Below are 22,043 nucleotides of genomic sequence, written 5' to 3' on the forward strand. Positions count from 1 at the left end.
ATCATGGGGTTGGGGCGGATCATTCGGTTGGGGCTGGGGAGGCTCTTTCGGGTGGGGAAGCCCATATTGGGGCTATGGATATTCTCCTTACTGGGGTGGATATTATGATCCTTTCTGGGGTGGTTACTATGGTAACCCATATTGGGGTTATGGAGGTGGCTACTGGGGCGGACATAACAGAATTTATATGAGAAGTGGTAACAGCGGCTCAGGAATGAGTAATGCCGTATACAGAACAAATACTGCCAGAAACAATAATGGATTCAGAGACTCCAATGGGTTTAGAAATTCTAATTCCGGCGGATTCAGAAATGAAAGTTCCGGTGGATTTAGAAACGGAAACTCTGGCGGATTTAGAAATGGAAACTCCAATGGAGGGTTCAGAAACTCCGGTGGTTTCAGAAATTCAGATTCAGGAGGGTTCCGTAATACTGCTCCGCAGCAACAGCCAAGGTACAACAATGGAGGCTTCAGATCTGGAGATTCGGGAGGTTTTAGAAACAGTGGCGGATTTAATAATTCCGGTGGTGGTTTCAGATCCGGAGGGTCATCGGGCGGTGGCGGCTTTAGAGGCGGTTCATCTGGTGGTGGAACCCGATCAGGCGGATTCAGATAATATTCAACTTCATAAAAAACTATTAAAAAAATAATGTTAAAAAAATCTTTAGTATTAATGAGTATTTCTGCCGCATTTTTTGCGCAGGCTCAGGATGTTTCATTAATAAGAAATACTGTAGATGTTTATTCAAGTTCTCCTATGGTGGGATCTGCCAAGTTTAATGCTATGGCAGGAGCTAACGGAGCACTAGGAGGGGATGCAAATTCTTTGCTTACCAACCCTGCCGGTTTAGGAGTGGCTATTTCAGGAGAGGTTTCTGCAACTTTATCTATTATGGGTAATAAAAACAGTGCTACTTTAGGAAACCAAACAATAGATTATAGTAAAACGAGAGGGGATTTAGGAAATGTAGGCGGAATTATTGCCTTTCCTTTAATGACTGAGACTAAATGGAAGTTTATTAATATCGGGGTTAATTTTTCAAACCAATCTCTTGATAATGTGGTGCAATCTCCGGGTAACAATAATATGATTGCAGATTTTGCTGACAAATCTAGTTATTCATTAGGAGGTCATCAATATTCAAGATTTGGTAATTTATCAAAAATGAGTTTTGGTGTAGGGGCAAATTATAATCATAGTTTCTACATAGGGGCAGGGTTGAACTTTTTCAATGCAACAGTTGATCAGGGAGATATTGCTGCATTCAATTCACTTGACAATAATTCAGTAAGGTATTTTGATAAGCAGGATTCTCCTTATTGGGAGCGATCTTCCGGTTTCTCTGCTTCAGTAGGGGTAATAGGAAAATTAAGCCCTAATTTCAGATTAGGAGCATCTCTTGAAACACCCACGTTTTGGAATATAGACCGTGAATTTAGTTTCTATGATAATCCTACGTATGGAAATGGTATAGGAACTGAAAACAGAAAATTCACTTCTCCACTTAAAGCAACAGTGAGTGCAGCATTTGTAGCCAGTAAAAACTTTTCATTGAATGTAGATTATACCCTAGGTCTTACAAAACCTGATTATAAAGTATATTCTGGGATAGAAAGTGAACTGAATTCTTTCTTTAAAGAGAATTACAAGAATATGTCAGAAGTAAGAGTAGGGGCAGAATATAGAGTACAGCAGTTGAGATTAAGAGGAGGGTATTCTTATTTATCCAATCCTCTTGATGCACTTACGATTCCAAGATTTGACAGTGCTGGTAATGTAGGAGATCAATCTTATAGTAATCTTATGCTGAGCGATAGAAATTTGGTTTCATTCGGTATCGGATATGATTTCAAATCATTCTATATTGACGCTTCTTATCAGAACATAAGTTCTAAGTACAGTAATCCGTTTATGAGAGGATTCCGTAGTGATAATTTTGATACGGCTTACTATTCTGTTGATAATAGCAACAAAGTGACTGTTTTTGAAAATGATGCTTATGCAGTAAGTGAAGTTAAAAATAACAGAAATAATTTCTTCATTACCGTTGGCTGGAAATTCTAATTTCCGTTTCGTGTAATGAAATAAAAATAAAAGCTCTGAATTGTAAAATTCAGAGCTTTTTTTATGCTTAAAAAATAAATTTTAATGATGATGGAAAAGATGCATAAATAAAGCAAGAGAAACTCCTAATACGACAAGTCCTATTTTAACCCAGTCAATATTATGGTTCTTATTACTTTCAAAAATAATCACCGATGAAATGTGAAGGAAGATTCCGCCTACAATAGCAAGGAAATAAGGCTGAAGGTTAGGATTAAAATAATTTCCCAATAACATTCCCATAGGTGATGCCAGTGCAAACAGAGCTACAATCAGCAGTGATGGATAAGAGGATGAACTTTTCGATTCTCCTTTTCTGTTAAATAAAAATGCTCCCAGAATAAATGAAATCGGAAGATTATGAAATACGATTCCTAAGAGATAAGGAGACAGTTGATGCTCTTCATTGGCCAACGGAATTCCCTCAATAAAGGCATGGATAAATAGTCCTACCATTAATGCTACTGGAAGAATATTGTGTTCACCGTGATGATGAAAATGCCCATGCTCAAAGCCCTTGGTAAGTGCTTCCAGGATCATTTGCAGAAGAACTCCCGCAATGACAAATATTCCCAGATTGCTGCCTTCTGAGGAAGTATACACCTGAGGGAAAACTTCGTTCAGACAGATGGTAATCAGGAAACCGGCACTTAATACCAGCAGGTTTTTAGCCAGCTTTTCTTTTTTACCAAAGTATTTACCAAGTAAAACTCCGGTAATGACGCTTAATATAAGTAAAATAAAAGTCATATTACATAGAAGTGGGTAAGAGACAAAATAAAACAATAATTAGATTCACACCTATTATCACGAGATGTATCGTATCATTAATTTTTTCTTTAAAAACTATTTTTCTAAAAAAAAATAAAAGGACTCCAACAATGATAATCAAGCTGGAAATGACAAATGGAAGAGGAGGAGTATGGCTATGGGTATATCCGAATTTAATTCCAAAATAAATTGAAAACGCGGTCCCTAATAAAAATATAATATTAGCAATCATCCTTGAATCTATTTGAATCTATTTTTTCTTAAATAAATTGATACAACGCGGGGAATTCTCCTTATCAAATTCATTCAACTGGTAATCTCCCCAGATTTTTACTCTTTCAAAACCGCATTCCGAAGCATAAGCATGGATGGCTTCCAACGTATGAAGCTTTACTTTTTCAAAAAAATGAAAAGATTGTCCTTCTGTTTCAAAGCGGATGTCTTTAATAATGTGTCGGCCTTCAATGTTTTTCAAAATTTTAAAATCAATATCCCCACGGGTAATTATTGTTTCAGGCACCATTGTATTTCTTACATATTCTTCATTCAGATAATCCAACACGAAATATCCTTCCGGTTTTAATGCATTATATACCGACTGGAAAACTTTTTTATCATCATTCTCATTGTCGAAATAACCAAAACTTGTAAACAGATTGAAAACAGCATCCATAGGATCTGCATCAATTGGATTTCGCATATCATGAACCTGGAAGATCAGGGTTTGATTTTCATACTGTTTATCGGCTTCAATACTTTGTCTTGAAAGATCCAGGCCTAAAACATCATACCCCAATTTGTTGAGGAAAACTGAGTGTCTTCCTTTTCCACAGGCAAGATCAATGATCTTGGATTGAGGCGGAAGCTGTAGATCCGTAGTAAGTTTTGTGATGAAGTTTTCGGCTTCAGTATAGTCTCTGTTGCTATATAATAAATGATAATAAGGGGTATCAAACCAAGATTCAAACCATTCCATAATGCAAAAATAACTAAATTTGTGGTCTTAAAAGCAAAGTATTTTATAACATAGAAAGATTGAGAAATTCAATTACTTAGTATTTTGAACGGTTAATATTTTAAATATGAGTGCTTTAGAACTTTTAATTCAAAATTATGGACATAGAAAATCTACCAATACAGATTAAAACATTCTTCGGACTGGAGCCAATTCTTGCTGAAGAGATCAAGAAATTAGGAGGAAGAAAGGTTGAAATTAAAAACAGAGCCGTGAATTGTGAAGGAGATCTTGGTTTTCTTTATAAGATCAATTATTCTGCAAGAACAGCATTAAAAATTTTAGTGCCGATTCATGAGTTTAAAGCTTTTAATCAGCACCAGTTTTATGACAGACTGTTCAAATTTGATTGGGCAGAATTTATGGATGTTGATCAGTCTTTCTCGATTGATGCAACGGTAAATTCTGAAACCTTCAAACATTCTCAGTTTGTAACCTTAAAAATGAAGGACGCGATTGTAGATTATTTTCAGGATAAATTTAAAAGACGTCCGAATGTAGAAACCAGAAATCCGGATATTAAATTCCATCTTCATATTGATAGAGAACTGGTCATGATTTCTATGGATTCTTCCGGGGATGCTTTATTTAAGAGAGGATACAGAAGAGAGCAGGGGGAAGCTCCAATTAACGAGGTTCTGGCTAGTGGAATGCTGCAGCTTGCAGGTTGGGACGGAAAAGGAAATTTCCTTGACCCGATGTGTGGTTCAGGAACATTGCTGATTGAAGCAGCGATGATTGCCATGGATCTTCCGGCTCAGATTTTCAGAAAAAGATTCGGGTTCCAGAACTGGAAAAACTATGATGCTGACCTGTTTTCCAAAATTAAAGAATTCAGAGTCAACAGAGTGAGACAGTTTGATGGGAAGATTGTAGGGTATGATATTGATGCACGAATGCTGAACGCTGCCAGAATGAATGTGGAAGCTGCAGAAATGGAAGATGTAATTGAGATCAAGAAGCAGAATTTCTTTGATTCTAAAAAAGAACTTTTCCCATTATTGATGGTATTCAACCCTCCTTATGATGAGAGAATTTCGATTAATGACGATGATTTCTACAAAAAGATAGGAGATACGTTTAAAACAAGTTATCCAAACACGCTTGCATGGTTAATTTCATCTGATCTGGAAGCAGTGAAAAAAGTAGGTTTACGTCCTTCAAGAAAGATCAAACTGTTCAACGGAAAGTTGGAAACGAGATTCCTGCAATATGAAATGTATGAAGGAACGAAGAAGGTTCATAAATTAGAAGATAAATCCTAAACCTAACTTTTAACTATGTCTTGGAATATTCTTGAAATTTTAGGGTTATTAGCAGATGCTGCTTCTATTGTGGCAACTGAGCCAGTGAAGGATTCTGAAGCTCGTGCCCGAAAGAAGAGTAAGAAAGAAGATAAATATTTTAAAGAGAAAGCCAGCGCAGGATTTATTCTTGCTGCTGCCATTCTTTTTTTCGTTGTTTTTCATAAGCCATTGCCTGTAGGAGATCAAACATCGGCTTTGATTGTATCTACAATAATAGGAGTAGCGATTTCGGGTGTAATATTTTTTTTACTGAATCTTATGGAGATTTACTATTTCAAGAGCATTTTTAAACTGCTTTTTTTTAGTTGTTCTGTAATTGCATTTTTCGTTGCTTTGGTGATGTGTGTTTACTATAAATCTGGAGTATTTATTTAAGATTATTAAAATTAATTCTTCCACTAAGTTGTTAAACTGTTTGTGGTTTCCTTTACGAATAAGTAATTTTGAAAAATTTTCAATTTGAAACCTAGTATTTCTATTATTGTTGCCATTTACAACCGGAAGGATGAACTTTTCGAGTTGCTGACTTCTTTGACCCAACAGACTGATAAAGTGTTTGAAATTATTATCGTGGATGATGGTTCAATCATCGATCTGAAACCTACCATAAAGAATTTTGAAGAGGTTCTGGATATTAAATATTTCAGAAAAGATAATTCAGGTCCGGGACTGACAAGAAATTACGGGGCAAAAAGAGCAACAAATGAATGGCTGGTATTTGTAGACAGTGATGTGATTGTTGAAAAGGATTATATTGAACATATTAAAAAAGATATTCAAACGATTCCCTGTGATGCATTCGGAGGAGCAGATAAGGCTCATAAAGGCTTTAATCTAATGCAGAAAGCGATTTCATATTCTATGACCTCTGTTTTTACAACGGGCGGAATAAGAGGGAGCAAGAAAGCTGTTTCAAAATTCCAGCCCCGAAGTTTTAATATGGGAGTGAAAAAGGCTGTTTTTGAAAAAGTAGGTGGTTTTTCCGAAATGAGAATAGGAGAGGATCCGGATTTATCGATGACCCTTTGGGAAAACGGATTTACAACAGCATTTTTTGATGATATTGCTGTTTACCATAAGCGGAGGGTAGATTTTGGAAAGTTCTCCAAGCAGGTCTATCAGTTTGGCTGTGCAAGACCGATTCTTAATCAGAGGCATCCGAGTTATGTGAAAATATCTTTCGCGTTTCCTACCTTATTTATGCTGGGATATATTATGGGATTTATGGAGTATTTTGTATTAGAAAGAGGCATTATTCTCGCTTTCTATGGACTGTATACATTTCTGGTCTTTTTCCATGCTTTATTACTGACTAAAAATATCAGCATTGCCGGAATGGCAGTGATTTCCACCTATATTCAGATGTTTTCTTACGGATATGGTTTCCTGAAATCCTGGGTGCTGCTCAATATCTTCAGGATGAAGCCTGAGGATGCTTTTCCACATCATTATTATAAGAAATAGAGGTTTGGTATTTATGAACCTATATTAGTTACAACAAAAAATAAAGAAGGCTGTTTCATTTGAAACAGCCTTCTTTTGTACAATAAAATTTAGGATATGAAGATGTTTTCATGGTTAAGAATACCTACTTTCAGCATGCATTCTTTCATTTTATGATAAGTTCTTTTGATGTCGTGGTCTAAACCGATGGAGAATCTGATCAATCCGTCAGAAATACCGATCGAAGCACGTTCCTCTTCCGGAATCTCAGATGAAGTTGATTTTCCTGAGCATGAGAAAAGAGTCTTGTAGAAACCTAGGCTTACTGCCAGATACCCGAGGTTTTCGGTCTGCATCATTTCCATCAGTTCGTTCGCTTTTTCTGTAGTTCCTGCATCCAGGGTTAGTAATCCTCCGAATCCGTATTCTTCATCGATCATGCTTTTCATCAGTTCATGATTCTTATGAGATGGTAATCCCGGATAAGATACTTTTAAGCCATCTTTTTCAAAACTTTCAGCAAGATACAGGGCGTTGTGGCTATGTTGCTTTATTCTGATATGAAGAGTTCTCAGGTTTTTAAGAATACTTGAAGCTCTTAAACTGTCCATTGTAGGCCCCAGCAGCATACATGCCCCGGAGTTTACATTTTTAGTATCATCAATAAATGCCTGTGTTCCGCAATATACACCCCCTACAGTATCACTGCTTCCATTGATGAATTTCGTTAAACTATGGATCACAACGTCTGCACCGAATAACTGTGGTGAAATGGAAAGCGGTGAAAATGTATTGTCTACAATCAGTTTTAAATTATGTTTTTTACAGATTTCAGAAAGTTTTCTGAGATCTGCCACTTCAAGTAACGGGTTGCTTACACTTTCGCAGTAGATTACTTTGGTGTTAGCAGTAATTGCATTTTCAATAGACTCAAAATTGTTGATGTCTACAAAAGTGGTTGCTACATTGAATTGAGGTAAAAAGTTTTTAAGGAAAGCGTAGGTTCCTCCATAAATGGTTCTGCTTGAAATGATATGGTCTCCACTTTTGCATACCTGCATCAAAACAGAGGTAATAGCTCCCATTCCGGATGCTGTAACGTTGGCAGATTCCGTATTCTCCATTTTTGCTAAAGCCTGTGCCAGATAAAGGTTCATAGGTGATGAATGTCTGGAGTACAGGTAACATCCTTCAGCATTCCCTTCAAATGTATCAAACATGGTCTTTGCAGAAAGGAAAGTATAGGTTGAGCTGTCAGAAATAGAAGGATTTACTCCTCCGAATTCGCCAAAATACTGAAGATCCTGGATCTCGTTGGCTGCGTTAAAGTTTTCCATAAGCATTGTTTTTATTTTACTGGCCTAATTTGCGTTATTTTCCTAATTATTACAACATAAATTTAAATTTATAGAATATAAAACTGGAAAACGCTGTTTATTTAGAAAATATAATTGCTATCTTCGGAAATATTAAATTTTCACCAAAAAATTATCTATGGAACTTGATGATACAGATAGAAAACTGCTTCTGTTTTTGCAGGAAGACTGTAAGCAAACCACCAAAGAGCTTGCCGGTAAGCTGGGATTGTCAGTTACTGCTGTTTATGAGCGAATAAAAAAGCTTGAAAATGCAGGTGTTATTTCCAAATATGTGGCATTATTGGACAGGAAAAAGATCAACCGGGAGTTTATCGTTTTGTGCCATGTGAAATTAACACAGCACAAGAAAGAATTTGTTCTGCAGTTTGAAAGAGAAGTGATGAATCTCCAGGAAGTTACAGAATGCTTCCATGTAAGTGGAGATTATGATTATATTCTTAAAATAGGAGTGAGGAATATTGAAGATTATCGGAATTTTATGCTCACAAAGCTTACGACGCTTCAGCACATCGCAAGCACACACAGTTCATTTATGATTTCCGAAGTGAAAAATACAACGGCAATTGCTTTATAAAGAAATAATTAGGTGTTAGAACCGTTAAATTGACTACCGTTTCCTGCATTACTCGTCAGTGATTACTCATGCTAAACGAGAACTCCGTTTTTAGAAGCAATAGGATCCGGAAGATCTGTTTCACCTGTCATTTGTAAAAGATCGATTTCAATAGTCCGGCAGATGGAAAGCATTGGAACATCAAACATTAATCCAGCAAAAGGGTTTTCGGAATAGTCGCCCACAAGTTCCATGATAATATAGATCCATCCGATGATAATACAAAAAGGGATAGAAGTCCAGATTCCCCAGTCTCCCAGTTTGGCAAATTCATTCACCAGTCCCAGGGGAAGAAGGGTGATAAAAAGAATATTAAAAACAAAAGCTGTGCTGGCAAACTGTCTTGGAGAAGGGAATTTTTTAATTCTTTCCGCTTGTCCCTGAAAGTTATAGAATTCATTCAGGCAGTTCTGTAGCTGTGTTTGATTGAAATCTGTGATAGCATTCATGTTTTTAAGCTCATTAATATCTTTTGCCTGTTGAGAAACTAAATAAGTGGCAAAATTTTTATAATCACTTTTCAGTTCATATTCTTCTTCTGAGAGATATTTGTGTAAGAAAATAGGAGCTCTTCCGTAATCCGGAAAGCCTGCTTTAATCAGTCTGTTCCTTCTCAGGTTAATGTTCCCGAATTTATTGTTTTCAGAACTGATATGTTCCCATTCTGTGGGGACTAAAAGCTGTTCACGGAAAGTATATAACCATGCAATATGACGGTAGATGATCTTCTTTTTTCTGTCTTCAAGATCAAAAATACCTATTTCTTCATTTTTTGTATCAAAAGCCTGTACCATTGAAGCGAATGAACGGCTTGAGTTCACAATTCCACCCCATATTTTTCTGGCTTCCCAAAGTCTGTCATATGCCTGATTGTTTTTGAAACCTACTAAGAATGCTTCTGCTGTACCAATAAGGGCGACAGGAACCCATGGAATGGTCATCCAGTGCCAGTTGAAGAAATAAAACAGAACAGCAATCAAAGTACACCATATTGATATTAAAAGAAGATGTACACCGGATAGATTGAGAACCTGTTTATAGTTGACGTATTTGGTTGTGATCATAAAGAAGAATGTGTTTTGCGTGTACAGACAAAATAAGTACCAAACTTTGTAAGAGTTTATGGGAAAGTGCCTGTTATAAATCTAATTTCAGTTTTTCGTTTAGGTATAATGTTCTCAGGTTGAGTTTGATAATCTTAAATAAAAGTAATGAAAAAAATGCATAAAAAAACCTCTAATTTTCTTAGAGGCCTTATTTTATATCTGTCTCGTCCTGAAAAAGGTTGACTAAAAAACCATAAAATCAGTCACCCTAATGAAATTAACAAAAATATCATCCCCCGTACAAGAATACAGTGAGGCATTCAAAAGACAGGTTGTTTCTGAATATGAGCGAGGATTATATACCAAATCCCAATTACAAACCCGATATAATATTCGAGGTAATTCCTGTATTCCCAAGTGGTTAATAAAATATGGTAACTTTACTTATGAAAAACAATTAAGTAAGGGCAGACCAATGAAAGATCCACAGAAACAAAAGATTAAGGAGTTTGAAGCAGCCTTAGCCAAAAAGGAAGAAGAACTCAAGGTATTCAGGAAGTTTATAGAAATTGCAGAACGAGAGCTTAAAATTGATATTGTAAGAAAGTCTGGTTCCAATCAATCCAGGAAATAAGGGCAGATACAACTCAGCTTTGCTAAAAAGAATTCATTTCATACCTATAGAGATTTTTCTAAAGGGTTTAATGAAAGCAAAATCTTAGATGCTATGAATAGTTATGATAAAATACATTTTAACACAACAGGATTTGGTAAAATAAATTTTTCTAGATTTGATCCCAAAGTTCCACTTACGTATAGAAACTATACAAACTGGGAAATGCATACTATTATGAATGATACTGCTTTATTACAAAAAACAATTTTTTACAAAAAAGCTACTGATGGTAGTTATCAGATCTTACATAGTTATTCACCATTTTATTAAAAATTATACTTCATGATATTTTATTCAAATAGAAAATTTAAAATGTGGGGCTATACTGTAAGCCACTCTTCATTATTACTACGCAGTGAAATGAAATACCCTGACCAAGATGGTTATTCTGAAAACATTTCTCACAATATTGATTTAGAATTTTGGGCAATAAGTTATATTAATATACCTGCTTATCTTTATGAAATTACAATTAATGAAATAACAGAAAAAGAACTATCTATAGATATTGATAAAGAATTATTGAAATATAATATGAAAATTTTCAAACTAGAATCTGCAGGTAAGAAATATTACATTATTGCTGGGGGGCTTTTAATAGGAAAAAATTCATGGATAAACCAAGACAGGATTTTTGACTATAATTTAAACTTAGAGCATGATGAAATAATATTTCAAACTGATTAGTAATTCCAAAGATATAATAATACCCGCTGCACAAAGTCTCCGGACTTTGAGCTTCTTATTAACGTTGGATCTCAATAACTTTACAAATCTGAATCAGAGTAGAAAAATTTTCTGCTCTGATTTTCTTCTATATTAAGCGTTATATTTACAGTACAATGACCACCTTGGAAATACCAGGGTAAGTTTTGCTAAAAACAGCGAAGGAGCTCCTGAAATTATCGATACCAATAATTATTATCCTTTTGGGATGAATCATATCCAGGGATCATTAGGAACGTCTAAGTTTGGAAGCCATTATTCTTATAAATATAATGGTAAAGAGCTTCAGGAAACGGGAATGTATGATTATGGGGCAAGATTTTATATGTCGGACATTGGAAGATGGGGAGTGGTGGATCCTCTGGCAGAGATCTCCCGTAGATTTTCTCCCTATAATTATGGATTAAATAATCCGATAATGTTCATTGACCCTGATGGCAGAAAGGCATTGGTTAACGATTATCAGGCAATGCAGGCAGAGTATACAGGTTTTATTGAAAGCCAGGGAAATGGAGTCATGGGGCAAATGCTGGGCGGTGGCGGAAGATTAACTACAAGCTATTATCCTGGGAATTTAGGTAGTGGAGGAAGTGGGGCTTTCGGAGGTCTTACAGCAAACACACCTTCAAGTGTTAACAATCTGATGAGTTATTTTAATTCTAATGGCTCCACATCCAATTCTATAGATTATTTATTTAATAATTATAAAAGTGGATACATAACTTGGTGGACAGGAGGAGCAGAAGGAAATGCAAATACATCACAGGAGATGGTGGCGCATATGTTGAATCTTAATAAATCTGGTATTCCTGAGATAAGAGAACCGTCTTTTTATATACCTAGCCAAAATGGCTTTTTTGACTGGGGGAACTTAGGAAATGCTGCAACAGCAGGAGCAATTAGCTATTATGCTTTAGAAAAAAGTATTTATAGCAAGCAACACTGGGTAGATGCAAAAGGAATCATTAAATCTACCAAAATCTTAGAAAAAGGAGCTAATGGCAAATTCGTAAGAGGAGTACAGGGCTTGAGAAACGGATATGCAGCAGCAGGGAAAGCCACTTCTGTTTATTCTGTAGCAGGAAAAGTTGTAGGTGTTGTCGGAATGGGAGCTACAGTTTATCAATATTTTGATGGTCAAATTACTGGAACCGAGGCCACTGTTGATTTAGTAATGGGAGGCATAGGCTTTACTCCATGGGGAGCTCCTGTAAGCCTTATCTATTTCGGTGGAAAATTTTTATATGAATATTCAACCGGGGATACATTATTTGATAAACCCATAAAAAAATAAAATTAATTAATGAAAGCATATTATTATTTATTATTTAGAATTTATAGATATTATAAAGATAAACAGAATGAAAGCGATTTTCAGGCAATATTTAGTGCTTTTGCTATTAGCACTTTAATTATTAGTTTAGTCTTATTTTTTTTTCATGGACTACTAAATTATTTGATTTAATACCAATGTATCCAAATAAATTTTATATGATTTTATTTATGGTTATTATTGGTTTTATCAATTATTATTTTTTTGTTAAGGATAAAAGATTTTTAAAGTATGGCTTTCAAAAGGATAGAAAGGGAGGGATATATATTATCATTATTTTCATTTTTTTAGGAATTTCACTTCTTATTTTATCCAATGTCAATCGTGAAAAAATATTCAAAGAGAGAAGAGAAAACCCGTCGATAGAACAAATCGAAAGACGACCTTCTTTAGAGGGTAAAATAAGAAAATGGTTTGAAGAAACATTCTAATAATATTTTAATTATCGTAATCAGAGTATTGATATAATACTCTGATTTTTATTTAAATAGCCTGTAACGGGCTATTATTCTTGCTTATTTCGGAGGAAAATTTTTATATGAGTACTCAACAGGTAATTCTTTATTCCCCAAGCCGGGAGAAAATTAAAATTTAGAAATGAAAGCATATTATTATTTTTTGTTCAGAATTTATAGATACTACAAAGATAAGCGTAATGAAGGTGAGTTTGAAGCACTATTTAGCGTTGCTGCTGTTAGTTCAGTAATTTTAAGTTTCCACTTAATTGGAGTATATATTATTACAAATTATTTTGATTTGGTGTCAGTAATTACTAATAAAGTTTACATGATCTTATTTATGATAATTGTTGGTTGTGTTAATTATTATTTTTTTGTTAGGGATAAAAAATTCCTGAATTATGGTTTTCAAAAGGATAGAAAAGGAGGAATTTATATTATTATTTATATCTTTTTTTTAGGTATTTCACTTATTATTGTATCCAATATCAATCGTGAAAAAATATTTGAAGAAAGAAGAAAAAATCCTACCATAGAAAATACAGGAAACAGAAAATCATTAATAGGAGATATTGTAAAATGGTTTGAAGAGAATAATTTATGAATATTTATAAGTATGTAAAATTAGAGTATTGTATTACCTAATTTAAGTAACAATCTTCTATCTTCTATCTAGCTTAGGAAGCTATAATGCCTACAATGCCCCTTTGATGGCGTGAGCATCATGCTTGTGCTTTCAACAGTAAAATAATAAAGAAACCATTGCCGATCATGCAATGGTTTTCTTCTGTTAGATTAGAAAATAATTATATATTACCAGTATAAAGACCACCTTGGAAATAACAGGGGTAAGTTTTGCTAAAAACAGCGAAGGCGCTCCTGAAATTACCGATACCAATAATTACTATCCTTTTGGAATGAATCATATCCAGGGATCATTAGGAACTTCTAATTTCGGAGGCTATTATCCGGGAATTTAAGGTGCCAGCTTTGGACAGACCCAATTTTATAAAGACTTAGTCACTGTATTAGCTAATAGAGGATATTTATTCACAGTGTAATTATAATTTTAAGAAATTTGATTTATCACGGTCATATCCTATCGTCAATACTTTTAAAAAGAAAAAGGATTCACTCCACCATATTTTGTAGAACAGCGGAAAGCTTCTGTTGGATTGGATTCATCAAAACTTTAAGGTTGTCCTTGATAAGTAGAGAAACAAAAAATCCCCGAATGACTTCGAGGATAAAAACTAATAACCATGAAAACTCAATTAAACATGAGAATCGGGTGCAAATTTAAGACAAATTATGTTACCAGGCAATTGTAGTTATCAATAAGGCTTATTGTGAATTTCATTTGCTTTTTAATTTATTAAGCTTATGTAGATAAAATGAAAATGATGATATATTAATATTGTTTATTTTTTGAATTAAATATTGTCTGAAGCGAATAACATAATAAATTTTTTATTTTTAACAAAAAAGAAAAAAAATGATTCTTGCTTTAAAGTATAGCAGATTTTTATATAACAAGAATATTCAACGGAAATTCCTCTAGGTATTTTCATGTAAAAATTTATGCTAATAATAGATCTATTTCAAAAGGTGTGAAATAGACAGGAGGTATAAAATGATCTGATCGAAATACCTGAGAGTAGGTGTAAAAGCAAATTGGCCTGGAAGTTTTAAAAACTTCCAGGCTTATAATATGATTGTCTCAAATGATTTCAGTGTTGAAATTCTGTGAATTCTCCTGTGAAAATTTTTCACATCATGGAACGTATTGCAAACGATCCGGTGATGAAGATCAATTAATAAGAATTGACGCCAAAGATACTGGTGTCAATGGAAAATCAATTGCAGAAAATACTAATTAAGATTATAGTTTGCAATCACTAGGCTCAATATAAAATGTACATAATTCTGATCCGTTTCCTGTCTGTTGATCAGCTTATTTTTATACTCGTAAGAATTTAATGCCTGTGATAATTTCTGATACGTCTCAAAATTGTCTTCCTTAATTTTCACCCTTATATTACCATCTTTCCTGTTAATAAGTTGATTATCTAAGGTTCTTACTTTAAATAAAACATTAGATAGTTTTGGACGGAAATTCATTGCCCCGATGTATCTTTCAACAATATTGATTTTGAATGAATCAAATATGATGTTGTGAAAAACAATTTTAGAGTTAGGCTCTTGAGTATTGAGCTCGAGCTTATAATTCATTATAATTTAAATTTTAGTAAAGGTAGGCTTAATTATACCCATAATAACGCCTTGTTAATAGATCATTCCCATAATCATGATAGTACATTATCTGTTATAAGAATGAATGAGTAAAGATAAAGTTTTTTATTGATAAAAATGTATGAGTAAATTAAATATAATCGTTGTAAGTGAAATGTGGTAGGTAATGAAGTCATAAAATGTATTGCAGTAAGGAGATTTAATTTTTTTTTGATGGTTGAAAAATATCTTAATTCAAATAAAAATATATAAATTTATAGTTCTCTATTTTATTCCCGGAATATTTAAAAAAAACTAATTAAAAATTGAAAAAAACGTTAAGCACAATGTTTGTTATTTTAGCAAGCCTTACATTATGTGCGCAGAATACCTATGTGTTTTTTGGTTCATTTAACCATGATAAAGAATCTGAAGGAATCTATGTCTATCAATTAGATCCTCTCAAAGGAAAACTCTCAAAAGTAACATCCGTTAAGGGAGTTTTAAATCCGTCATTTCTAACCTTATCACACGATGGAAATTATCTTTTTTCCTGTACCGAGAGTAAGACAAAAAATGCAGGAAGCGTAAGCAGCTTTGAATTCAATCCGGAGAAAAGGTCTCTCACCTTTATCAACAGTCAGAAAAGTGGTGGCGAAAATCCGGTTTATCTGGCAGCGCATCAAAATGGAAAATGGCTGGTCAATGGAAATTATACGGAAGGAAGCACATCCGTGTATCCCATTTTAGAAAATGGATTTATACAGCCTTATGTTCAGAACATTCAGTTTTCGGAAGGAAGTGTAAATCCGGATAGACAGGACCGTGCCCATATTCATTCAACGGTTTTTTCTCCTGATTTTAAGTACCTCTTTTTGCCTGACCTGGGAGCAGATAAAATAAGAACCTATGCCTTTGGAAGCGATAAAAAAGAGCCATTGACAGAAACGGAAACCTCTTTTACACAGGCAACTCCCGGAAGTGGTCCGAGACATTTTACCTTTCATCCAAATGGAAAATTCGCCTATTGTATCGAAGAAATGGGGGGCGCGGTAAGTGTTTATCAGTATGAGAACGGAAAACTGGAACCCATTCAGAGAATCAATACCCATTCAGAGAAATTTAAAGATGATTTTGAAAGTTCAGATGTTCATATCTCTCCTGACGGACGCTATCTGTATGCTTCAAACAGGGGAAATGAGAATAATATAGCCATATTTTCAATCCAAAATGATGGAACTTTAAAAACTGTGGGCTACCAATCTACTAAAGGAATACATCCGAGAGTTTTTACCATCGATAGTACTGGAAATTTCTTGATCGTGGCCCATCCGGTAAGCGGAACTGCTGTTGTTTTCAAACGAAATGCTGAAACAGGACTCCTGAAAAAAGTGGAAAAAGTGAAATTGGAAGGGGTTTCAACAGTGCAGGTCAGAAAATATTAATTTTTGATATTATTAAAACCGAATACTGAATTTCAAAGGAAGAAGGAATGAGGTTTGCATTTATTTATTCATGTTTTGATTGATCTTTACTATTGGTATTATGTCCGAAATTGCATTAAAAAGAGTCTATGAAATAGCTTCCCCAAAAGATGGCTGTCGGGTTTTGGTAGATCGTTTATGGCCTCGCGGGCTCAATAAAGCAAAAGCTGATATTAATGAATGGGATAAAAATATTGCGCCGTCTTCAGAATTAAGAAAATGGTTCCATCACGATCCTCAACTCTGGAAAGAATTTTCAGAAAAATATATGAAAGAACTTTATGAAAGTAATCTGGGTAAAGATTTTCTGAAACGCCTTAAAAATCAGGAAAAAATCACATTGGTTTATGCTGCAAAGGATGAAGAACACTGTCATGCTGTTGTTTTAAAAAAGTATCTGGAAAATCTTAAATAAATTGACATTCTTCTGTTGAGTGAAACTCTCCGTAGCATAATGCAGTCAACAACAATAAAAAAAGCAGAGATCAATTCTCTGCTTTTTCTTTTTTTACGGCCTGATTCATAATGAGGATTACTCCAAGGAGCAAAACTGCAATGATCAGATAACGCCAGGAAAGCCCTTTCTGCTCCGTTACCGTTCCGCTTACGGAAATAATAAAACTGGTAACAGAGGTGATAACATAGACCAGTCCGCCCATCAGCCCGCCAGCTGTACCTGCATTTTTAGGAAAGTACAGCATACTTGTAGTAAAGAATGATGTAAATAAGATCCCGGAACAGATATGAATAAAAAAGGCAAAGGGAATCATTATATAAAGACTTTCAAAAAAGTAACTTGTAATGATTAATCCTGCAATCAGGACCAACTGAAGAAGAATCGGCTGTAAAATCCTTGGTTTGAAGTCCAGTGTCAGCCTGCGTTTCCCGATAAAACCTCCGATCATCCATGAAAATCCTAAGATCAAAGTACAGTATCCAATCACAACAGGAGTAAAGTGGAATGTATTTTCAATAATAAAAGGTCCCGTGATATTGAAAAGCATTACAATAGAATAACTTAATCCTAAAATAATGATTCCCAGCATAAAGATCTTATTTTTAAGCATCATAGAATACAGACTGATGTTTTCTGAAAGATCAAGTTTCTTTTTCTGTAGAAGACTTTCTCCACTGAAGAACCACTCAAACAGGAATAAAAATCCTGCATAAAAGGCTAGGAAATAAAAATTAGCATGCCAGTTAAACAATTTTTCTAAATACCCTCCCAGAAAAGGTGCCAGAATAGGGCCGCAAGACCATGCAATTGTAAAATAACTCAGGTAATGCTTTACCCGTTCCGAATCATAAATGTCAACAAAAATGGCACGCGTAGCCACCACAAGTACTGAGACAGCGGCTCCCTGAAGAATGCGGAGCAGGCATATCAGCAGAATACTATTAGTCATGGTAATTAAAAGACTGCTCAGTATAAGGATGAATAAAGCCAGTAATTTAGGGCGATAGCGTCCAATACTGTCTAATATTCCTCCCACAAATAACTGGGAAACGCCATAGCTTAAAAGGTATGAGGTTAAAGTAATCTGTATATCTTTTTCCGAAACCATCATTTCCTTGGCCATAGAAGGAAAGGATGGCAGGTAAATATCCGTGACAAACCCAGAAAGCGGGATAGACACAAAGGCCATAATGGTTATTAATCTGATGCGTTTCTCAGATGCTTCTCTCAACATATTCATTCATTTTTTACCATGCAAAAATACTTCAAGAAATAGAAAACTAAGTTTTAAAAGACAAAGTAAAAATTACAAAATTCAAATATTTAAAATAAGTTTTTAAATTTCAGCGGTGAAGTCTGCGCATGCTTTTTAAAGAAATTATTAAAGTGGGAAGGCTGTTCAAATCCAAGCGTATACCCCACCTGAGCAATATCCCAATTGGTGTATTTCAACAGATTTTTAGATTCCTCAAATATTTTTTCTTTAATGATGTGAGTGGTTGTAAGATTCGTAACTGATTTTACTGAGGAATTCAGATGGTTCACATGCACATTCAGATGATCTGCAAAATCAGAAGCCGTTTTTAAAACTAAAGGGTAGGCCGGAGAGTCCAAAGGAAACTGTTTGTTAAGAAGTTCATCAAATAGTCTGTATAAACGCACATTGGCAGGGAGCTCATTAAGACTTACGTCTTCAACCCGGTTTTCAAGAGCCAGGTGTAAAACAGAAGCCAGATTACTTTTAATACCACTGCAACGGAACGGATAAGAAGAATGATTCAGCCTGTACATCTGCTCAAAGTACATACTGACCAATTGGATCTGTTCCTCATTCAGGAATATAAATGGCTTACTCCATTCCTTAAACAGTGAAGTTTTTTTAAACAAATTGAATTCTGAATTTACATTAAAAAATTCCTGATTGAACAGACAGGAAAACCCTTCCTGAAAATCATCTTCACATTCCCACGTATAAGGAATGTTAGGAGAAGGAAAGAATAGGGCAGGGCGGTCAACATACAGTTTATGAGAGGCGTAATGAGCCGTTCCCTTGCCTATGATAAAGCATATCTTGTAATAATCACGACGGTTGTAAGGGCTTTTAAAACTACAATATTTCCGTGGAATAATGTTGATATGAGATTTACCACCCTCAAAATCAGCCTCAGGGACATCAAGAATGTTTCTGCGGGTGCGGTTGTAATAATCTTTTATGGTTTCTAGTTGATCACTCATTTTTCCAGAATTATAAAAATCAAAGATAGGCAAATCTTTTCTTTTAAGATTTGCCTTCCATAGTTTTTATCATTGGTATTGATTTAAAACCTACCCATTCTTAGTGATCTGCATTTCTACAATATAAGAAGAGAGTTGAAAAGGGTCTGTCCTGGAACTTTCTTTAATATTAAAACCAGATTCTTTCAAAAATTCCAGTAAAGGATCCTGAATAAGGATATTAGTCCAGATAATATCAGTAAAGGAGGCCGCAGTTCTGCATTTTTTCCATAATGATTCACGGATCTCAGGAGTACTGTATTCAGGAAGAATTACAAAATGAAGCTCAGTAAGCCTTTTCTCTTCCTGAAATCCGGGATAACGGGAACCACTTTTTAAAATACCATATCCTACAGGCTTTTGATTGGCATAGGTAATAATAAGCTGGTTAGAAAGATTGTTCAGTTCATTGATCATTTTCCTGGGATCCCAGTTTTCAATATAGTGTTTGATCTCTTCCTCTGAAATAAGGTCTTTATAAGTTGTGTTTACATAAGATTTAACAACTGTAAAAAGATCATTAACGCCCTCATCTGAACCTATGGTGAATTTTGAAATGATTTCCATTCTTTTTTCTTCAAAATTATGAGATTAATTCATTCAGAAAGGATACAGATGATTAAAATACAATCGGTACAGATTCTAATTTTGTAAATTTGTTCGGTACAGATTGACCTGAGACGATGAAAACATACAAATACGAAGCTTTTACAGCAGTAATTGAAGAGCAGATCCGGAACAGAATTTTACAGAGTGGTGATAAACTACCCTCTATTCGGGAAATAAAAGCAAAATATAGCCTGAGTACAAGCTCTGTGCAAAATGGTTTTGAATATCTGATCATCAAAGGGTTGGTTGAAAGCAGTCCGCGTTCAGGTTATTTTGTTGCAGATAAAAGAGAAGAGAACATTCCTGAATTCAGAACAAAGCTTCCTCCTGTCGTTCGGGATGAGGTGTTTATGAAGAATATGCTGCTGACTTCCAAAAGGATTTCAGAATCAAGTTCTTTCAATACCGCAGTGCCCGGTGATCTTCTGATTCCACAAAAACTTATTCTAAGAACTATGCAGGAAGTGATCCGGGAAAAAGGAGCTTCTCTGCTGAGGTATTATCCTTCCAACGGACTTGAAGCACTGAGAAAACAGATTGCAAAACAAATGGGAATATATGGATGCAGATTCAATCCCGATGAGCTTATCATTACCGATGGTGCTTTGCAGGCACTTACAATTGCACTTACGTCTGTAACCAGGGCAGGTGATGTGGTTGCGGTGGATAGCCCGTGTGTATTTTCCATTCTGGAAGTTATTGCTAATCTTGGACTGAAGGTTATTGAAGTTCCTGTTCATTACCGAAGTGGTTTTGACACAGATTATTTCCGAAAAGTATGTGGCGAAAATAATGTCCGCGCACTTATCGTCACTCCCAATTTCCATAATCCAACCGGAATTATGATGAGTGATGATACTAAAAAGGAGCTGTTGAAAATTGCAGAAGATCATCAGATATGCATTATCGAAAATGATATGTATTCCGATCTTTACTTTGAAGAAAAAAGACCCTCCAGTATTAAAAGTTTTGATGAAAAAGGGTGGGTCATAATGTATTCTTCATTCTCCAAGACCCTGGCACCTGGGATTAGGTTAGGTTGGCTATGTGCCGGACAATTTTATGCAAGAGCAGAAAGAGCAAAGTTTGCCCTGGGCCGATCAGTATCTCCACTTTATCAGGAATTGATACTGAAACTTTTACAGGAAAACAGCTATGAAAGGCATTTACGATCATTCCGGAAGAAACTCAATCAACAGGCCATTCAGTTGCTTGAAGTCCTGAGAAAGTCATTTCCGGAAGGATCCTATTTCCATAGACCTCAAGGAGGATACAGCATCTGGGCACAAATGCCGGAAAATATGGATATGAAAAGATTTCATCAGTATTGCGAAAAGCATAATATTTTATTTACTCCCGGAAATACATTTTCCCTTACAGATAAATACGATCATCACTTTAGAGTGGTCTTTGCAGAAAGAATAACTCCTGAAAGTCTTCAGGTATTGGATAAAACAGGAACAAAGGCTTGTGAGTTCATGTAAGGAAAAAGAAAGTGTATAAAGAAATACAAAATAGCCTATTAGGCTTATACTACAATCGATGGGCTTCAATTCCCTTCCTCTGGAGGGTGTCAGATCAAAGATTTGACGGGTGGCTTATATCCCTGTTTTATTCAATCAGATACTTGATATTCTTACGTTTGTCAACTTCCAATTGAGGAACTCCATCAGTAATCTTGAAATAAAAACCATCTATCCATTTTTCCTTTGTAAGATCAATATCTTCACCGTTTATGATATGTTTCTGAATTTGAGAAGCAAAATTATTATGAAGTCTGAACTTTTCCGGAAAATTCACCCACTCAACAGAAAATTCAAATTCCCGCTCATCTGGTGCTTTTGTGAAAGAGAATGGAACCATAAAAAGATTTTTACCCAAAACATGAAAGAATGTGTTATTGATTCTCGGACGGTTGAATATCTTATAACTGGGGTCTATAAAATCTTGTTTGATATGATAGATTAGGGAAAACTCAGTTCCTTTTTTCTTCCGGATCTTTATTGTATTGCTTTCAGGTTTAATTTCAAAGTTAATATCAGGATTTTCTTCATTACTATTGTCAGGTTTTTAAAAAGATCATTCTCACCCCAGTTTTCATTAGCATAATAAAAGG

Annotated in this window: 22 protein-coding genes and 2 pseudogenes; 15 read left to right on the forward strand and 9 right to left on the reverse strand. The window is 34.9% G+C overall.

Going from position 1 to position 22,043, the window contains the following annotated elements; all coding sequences use genetic code 11:
- Positions 1 to 616 (forward strand): annotated as a pseudogene (locus DRF65_RS29160) (prolyl-tRNA synthetase); the annotation flags it as partial.
- A 57-nt stretch (positions 617 to 673) separates the two neighbouring features.
- Positions 674 to 2,065, forward strand: coding sequence for an OmpP1/FadL family transporter (locus DRF65_RS14875; protein ID WP_228438733.1), 1,392 nt, complete (start codon positions 674 to 676; stop codon positions 2,063 to 2,065).
- An 81-nt stretch (positions 2,066 to 2,146) separates the two neighbouring features.
- Here DRF65_RS14875 and DRF65_RS14880 read toward each other — a convergent pair whose 3' ends face one another.
- Both DRF65_RS14880 and DRF65_RS14890 read right to left on the reverse strand, forming a co-directional pair.
- Positions 2,147 to 2,854 carry a ZIP family metal transporter gene (locus DRF65_RS14880; protein ID WP_115971558.1) on the reverse strand — a complete coding sequence of 236 codons (708 nt, stop codon included), beginning with the start codon at positions 2,852 to 2,854 and terminating at the stop codon, positions 2,147 to 2,149.
- A 271-nt stretch (positions 2,855 to 3,125) separates the two neighbouring features.
- Complete coding sequence (locus DRF65_RS14890) at positions 3,126 to 3,851, reverse strand: class I SAM-dependent methyltransferase (RefSeq protein WP_115971560.1); 726 nt, start codon at positions 3,849 to 3,851, stop codon at positions 3,126 to 3,128.
- Positions 3,852 to 3,988: 137 nt separating this feature from the next.
- Here DRF65_RS14890 and DRF65_RS14895 point away from each other — a divergent pair, with 137 nt between their 5' ends.
- The 3 genes from DRF65_RS14895 to DRF65_RS14905 all read left to right on the forward strand — a co-directional run bounded on the left by DRF65_RS14895 (position 3,989) and on the right by DRF65_RS14905 (position 6,661).
- Positions 3,989 to 5,155 (forward strand): THUMP domain-containing class I SAM-dependent RNA methyltransferase, encoded by a 1,167-nt coding sequence (locus tag DRF65_RS14895; RefSeq protein ID WP_115971561.1) that lies wholly within the window; start codon positions 3,989 to 3,991, stop codon positions 5,153 to 5,155.
- A gap of 15 nt (positions 5,156 to 5,170) precedes the next feature.
- Entirely contained in the window at positions 5,171 to 5,572 is a 402-nt protein-coding gene (locus DRF65_RS14900; protein ID WP_115971562.1) for a branched-chain amino acid ABC transporter substrate-binding protein, read from the forward strand.
- Between the two features lie 84 nt (positions 5,573 to 5,656).
- Positions 5,657 to 6,661 carry a glycosyltransferase gene (locus DRF65_RS14905; RefSeq protein WP_115971563.1) on the forward strand — a complete coding sequence of 335 codons (1,005 nt, stop codon included), beginning with the start codon at positions 5,657 to 5,659 and terminating at the stop codon, positions 6,659 to 6,661.
- A gap of 89 nt (positions 6,662 to 6,750) precedes the next feature.
- Here DRF65_RS14905 and DRF65_RS14910 read toward each other — a convergent pair whose 3' ends face one another.
- A complete protein-coding gene (locus tag DRF65_RS14910; RefSeq protein WP_115971671.1) occupies positions 6,751 to 7,977 on the reverse strand; it encodes an aminotransferase class I/II-fold pyridoxal phosphate-dependent enzyme in 1,227 nt (408 codons plus the stop codon).
- Between the two features lie 157 nt (positions 7,978 to 8,134).
- Here DRF65_RS14910 and DRF65_RS14915 point away from each other — a divergent pair, with 157 nt between their 5' ends.
- Complete coding sequence (locus DRF65_RS14915; protein ID WP_115971564.1) at positions 8,135 to 8,593, forward strand: Lrp/AsnC family transcriptional regulator; 459 nt, start codon at positions 8,135 to 8,137, stop codon at positions 8,591 to 8,593.
- 71 nt (positions 8,594 to 8,664) lie between these two features.
- On the opposite strand, the gene DRF65_RS14920 is transcribed toward DRF65_RS14915, so the two are convergent.
- Positions 8,665 to 9,696 (reverse strand): bestrophin family protein, encoded by a 1,032-nt coding sequence (locus DRF65_RS14920; RefSeq protein ID WP_115971565.1) that lies wholly within the window; start codon positions 9,694 to 9,696, stop codon positions 8,665 to 8,667.
- 253 nt (positions 9,697 to 9,949) lie between these two features.
- On the opposite strand from DRF65_RS14920, the pseudogene DRF65_RS14925 reads away from it, so the two are divergent.
- The 6 genes and pseudogenes from DRF65_RS14925 to DRF65_RS28460 all read left to right on the forward strand — a co-directional run.
- Positions 9,950 to 10,326, forward strand: a pseudogene (locus DRF65_RS14925) (IS3-like element ISElsp1 family transposase); the annotation flags it as partial.
- 310 nt (positions 10,327 to 10,636) lie between these two features.
- Positions 10,637 to 11,041: a hypothetical protein gene (locus DRF65_RS14935; protein WP_123947358.1), complete on the forward strand. Its 405-nt coding sequence runs from the start codon at positions 10,637 to 10,639 to the stop codon at positions 11,039 to 11,041.
- Between the two features lie 217 nt (positions 11,042 to 11,258).
- A complete protein-coding gene (locus DRF65_RS29165; RefSeq protein ID WP_317126194.1) occupies positions 11,259 to 12,374 on the forward strand; it encodes an RHS repeat-associated core domain-containing protein in 1,116 nt (371 codons plus the stop codon).
- A 197-nt stretch (positions 12,375 to 12,571) separates the two neighbouring features.
- Positions 12,572 to 12,844, forward strand: a complete 273-nt coding sequence (locus DRF65_RS14945; protein WP_123947359.1) for a hypothetical protein — start codon at positions 12,572 to 12,574, stop codon at positions 12,842 to 12,844.
- Positions 12,845 to 13,010: 166 nt separating this feature from the next.
- A complete protein-coding gene (locus DRF65_RS14950; RefSeq protein ID WP_115971570.1) occupies positions 13,011 to 13,475 on the forward strand; it encodes a hypothetical protein in 465 nt (154 codons plus the stop codon).
- A gap of 229 nt (positions 13,476 to 13,704) precedes the next feature.
- Positions 13,705 to 13,851, forward strand: coding sequence for a hypothetical protein (locus DRF65_RS28460; protein WP_165852233.1), 147 nt, complete (start codon positions 13,705 to 13,707; stop codon positions 13,849 to 13,851).
- 892 nt (positions 13,852 to 14,743) lie between these two features.
- Here the strand turns inward: DRF65_RS28460 and DRF65_RS14955 are convergent.
- Positions 14,744 to 15,103, reverse strand: coding sequence for a prevent-host-death protein (locus DRF65_RS14955; protein WP_115971571.1), 360 nt, complete (start codon positions 15,101 to 15,103; stop codon positions 14,744 to 14,746).
- Between the two features lie 347 nt (positions 15,104 to 15,450).
- On the opposite strand from DRF65_RS14955, the gene DRF65_RS14960 reads away from it, so the two are divergent.
- Both DRF65_RS14960 and DRF65_RS14965 read left to right on the forward strand, forming a co-directional pair.
- Positions 15,451 to 16,548 (forward strand): lactonase family protein, encoded by a 1,098-nt coding sequence (locus tag DRF65_RS14960; protein WP_115971572.1) that lies wholly within the window; start codon positions 15,451 to 15,453, stop codon positions 16,546 to 16,548.
- Positions 16,549 to 16,648: 100 nt separating this feature from the next.
- Complete coding sequence (locus tag DRF65_RS14965; protein ID WP_115971573.1) at positions 16,649 to 17,002, forward strand: DUF488 domain-containing protein; 354 nt, start codon at positions 16,649 to 16,651, stop codon at positions 17,000 to 17,002.
- 70 nt (positions 17,003 to 17,072) lie between these two features.
- Here the strand turns inward: DRF65_RS14965 and DRF65_RS14970 are convergent, their stop codons facing one another.
- From DRF65_RS14970 to DRF65_RS14980, 3 genes are all read right to left on the reverse strand, one after another.
- On the reverse strand, positions 17,073 to 18,278 hold the full coding sequence (locus tag DRF65_RS14970) for an MFS transporter (RefSeq protein WP_115971574.1): 1,206 nt from the start codon (positions 18,276 to 18,278) through the stop codon (positions 17,073 to 17,075).
- Between the two features lie 89 nt (positions 18,279 to 18,367).
- Positions 18,368 to 19,279, reverse strand: coding sequence for a helix-turn-helix domain-containing protein (locus DRF65_RS14975; protein ID WP_115971575.1), 912 nt, complete (start codon positions 19,277 to 19,279; stop codon positions 18,368 to 18,370).
- Positions 19,280 to 19,369: 90 nt separating this feature from the next.
- Entirely contained in the window at positions 19,370 to 19,885 is a 516-nt protein-coding gene (locus tag DRF65_RS14980) for a hypothetical protein (protein WP_115971576.1), read from the reverse strand.
- A gap of 116 nt (positions 19,886 to 20,001) precedes the next feature.
- Here DRF65_RS14980 and DRF65_RS14985 point away from each other — a divergent pair, with 116 nt between their 5' ends.
- The gene (locus DRF65_RS14985; protein ID WP_115971577.1) at positions 20,002 to 21,411 is read left to right on the forward strand and encodes an aminotransferase-like domain-containing protein; all 1,410 of its coding nucleotides are present in this window, start codon (positions 20,002 to 20,004) and stop codon (positions 21,409 to 21,411) included.
- A gap of 127 nt (positions 21,412 to 21,538) precedes the next feature.
- Here the strand turns inward: DRF65_RS14985 and DRF65_RS14990 are convergent, their stop codons facing one another.
- Positions 21,539 to 21,790 carry a hypothetical protein gene (locus DRF65_RS14990; protein ID WP_115971578.1) on the reverse strand — a complete coding sequence of 84 codons (252 nt, stop codon included), beginning with the start codon at positions 21,788 to 21,790 and terminating at the stop codon, positions 21,539 to 21,541.
- Positions 21,791 to 22,043: the final 253 nt, after the last annotated feature.

It is taken from the genome of Chryseobacterium pennae, from assembly GCF_003385515.1.
GTDB classification, from domain to species: domain Bacteria; phylum Bacteroidota; class Bacteroidia; order Flavobacteriales; family Weeksellaceae; genus Chryseobacterium; species Chryseobacterium pennae.

Excerpts from the sequence above, each read along its gene's own strand:
- DRF65_RS14900 (WP_115971562.1), top strand. The coding sequence starts at position 5,171 with ATGTCTTGGAATATTCTTGAAATTTTAGGGTTATTAGCAGATGCTGCT.
- DRF65_RS14875 (WP_228438733.1), top strand. The coding sequence starts at position 674 with ATGAGTATTTCTGCCGCATTTTTTGCGCAGGCTCAGGATGTTTCATTA.
- DRF65_RS14980 (WP_115971576.1), bottom strand. The coding sequence starts at position 19,885 with ATGGAAATCATTTCAAAATTCACCATAGGTTCAGATGAGGGCGTTAAT.
- DRF65_RS14915 (WP_115971564.1), top strand. The coding sequence starts at position 8,135 with ATGGAACTTGATGATACAGATAGAAAACTGCTTCTGTTTTTGCAGGAA.
- DRF65_RS14990 (WP_115971578.1), bottom strand. The coding sequence starts at position 21,790 with ATGGTTCCATTCTCTTTCACAAAAGCACCAGATGAGCGGGAATTTGAA.
- DRF65_RS14965 (WP_115971573.1), top strand. The coding sequence starts at position 16,649 with ATGTCCGAAATTGCATTAAAAAGAGTCTATGAAATAGCTTCCCCAAAA.
- DRF65_RS14985 (WP_115971577.1), top strand. The coding sequence starts at position 20,002 with ATGAAAACATACAAATACGAAGCTTTTACAGCAGTAATTGAAGAGCAG.
- DRF65_RS14970 (WP_115971574.1), bottom strand. The coding sequence starts at position 18,278 with ATGTTGAGAGAAGCATCTGAGAAACGCATCAGATTAATAACCATTATG.
- DRF65_RS14890 (WP_115971560.1), bottom strand. The coding sequence starts at position 3,851 with ATGGAATGGTTTGAATCTTGGTTTGATACCCCTTATTATCATTTATTA.
- DRF65_RS14920 (WP_115971565.1), bottom strand. The coding sequence starts at position 9,696 with ATGATCACAACCAAATACGTCAACTATAAACAGGTTCTCAATCTATCC.
- DRF65_RS14950 (WP_115971570.1), top strand. The coding sequence starts at position 13,011 with ATGAAAGCATATTATTATTTTTTGTTCAGAATTTATAGATACTACAAA.
- DRF65_RS14945 (WP_123947359.1), top strand. The coding sequence starts at position 12,572 with ATGATTTTATTTATGGTTATTATTGGTTTTATCAATTATTATTTTTTT.
- DRF65_RS14880 (WP_115971558.1), bottom strand. The coding sequence starts at position 2,854 with ATGACTTTTATTTTACTTATATTAAGCGTCATTACCGGAGTTTTACTT.
- DRF65_RS14975 (WP_115971575.1), bottom strand. The coding sequence starts at position 19,279 with ATGAGTGATCAACTAGAAACCATAAAAGATTATTACAACCGCACCCGC.
- DRF65_RS14910 (WP_115971671.1), bottom strand. The coding sequence starts at position 7,977 with ATGGAAAACTTTAACGCAGCCAACGAGATCCAGGATCTTCAGTATTTT.
- DRF65_RS14960 (WP_115971572.1), top strand. The coding sequence starts at position 15,451 with ATGTTTGTTATTTTAGCAAGCCTTACATTATGTGCGCAGAATACCTAT.
- DRF65_RS14895 (WP_115971561.1), top strand. The coding sequence starts at position 3,989 with ATGGACATAGAAAATCTACCAATACAGATTAAAACATTCTTCGGACTG.
- DRF65_RS14935 (WP_123947358.1), top strand. The coding sequence starts at position 10,637 with ATGATATTTTATTCAAATAGAAAATTTAAAATGTGGGGCTATACTGTA.
- DRF65_RS14955 (WP_115971571.1), bottom strand. The coding sequence starts at position 15,103 with ATGAATTATAAGCTCGAGCTCAATACTCAAGAGCCTAACTCTAAAATT.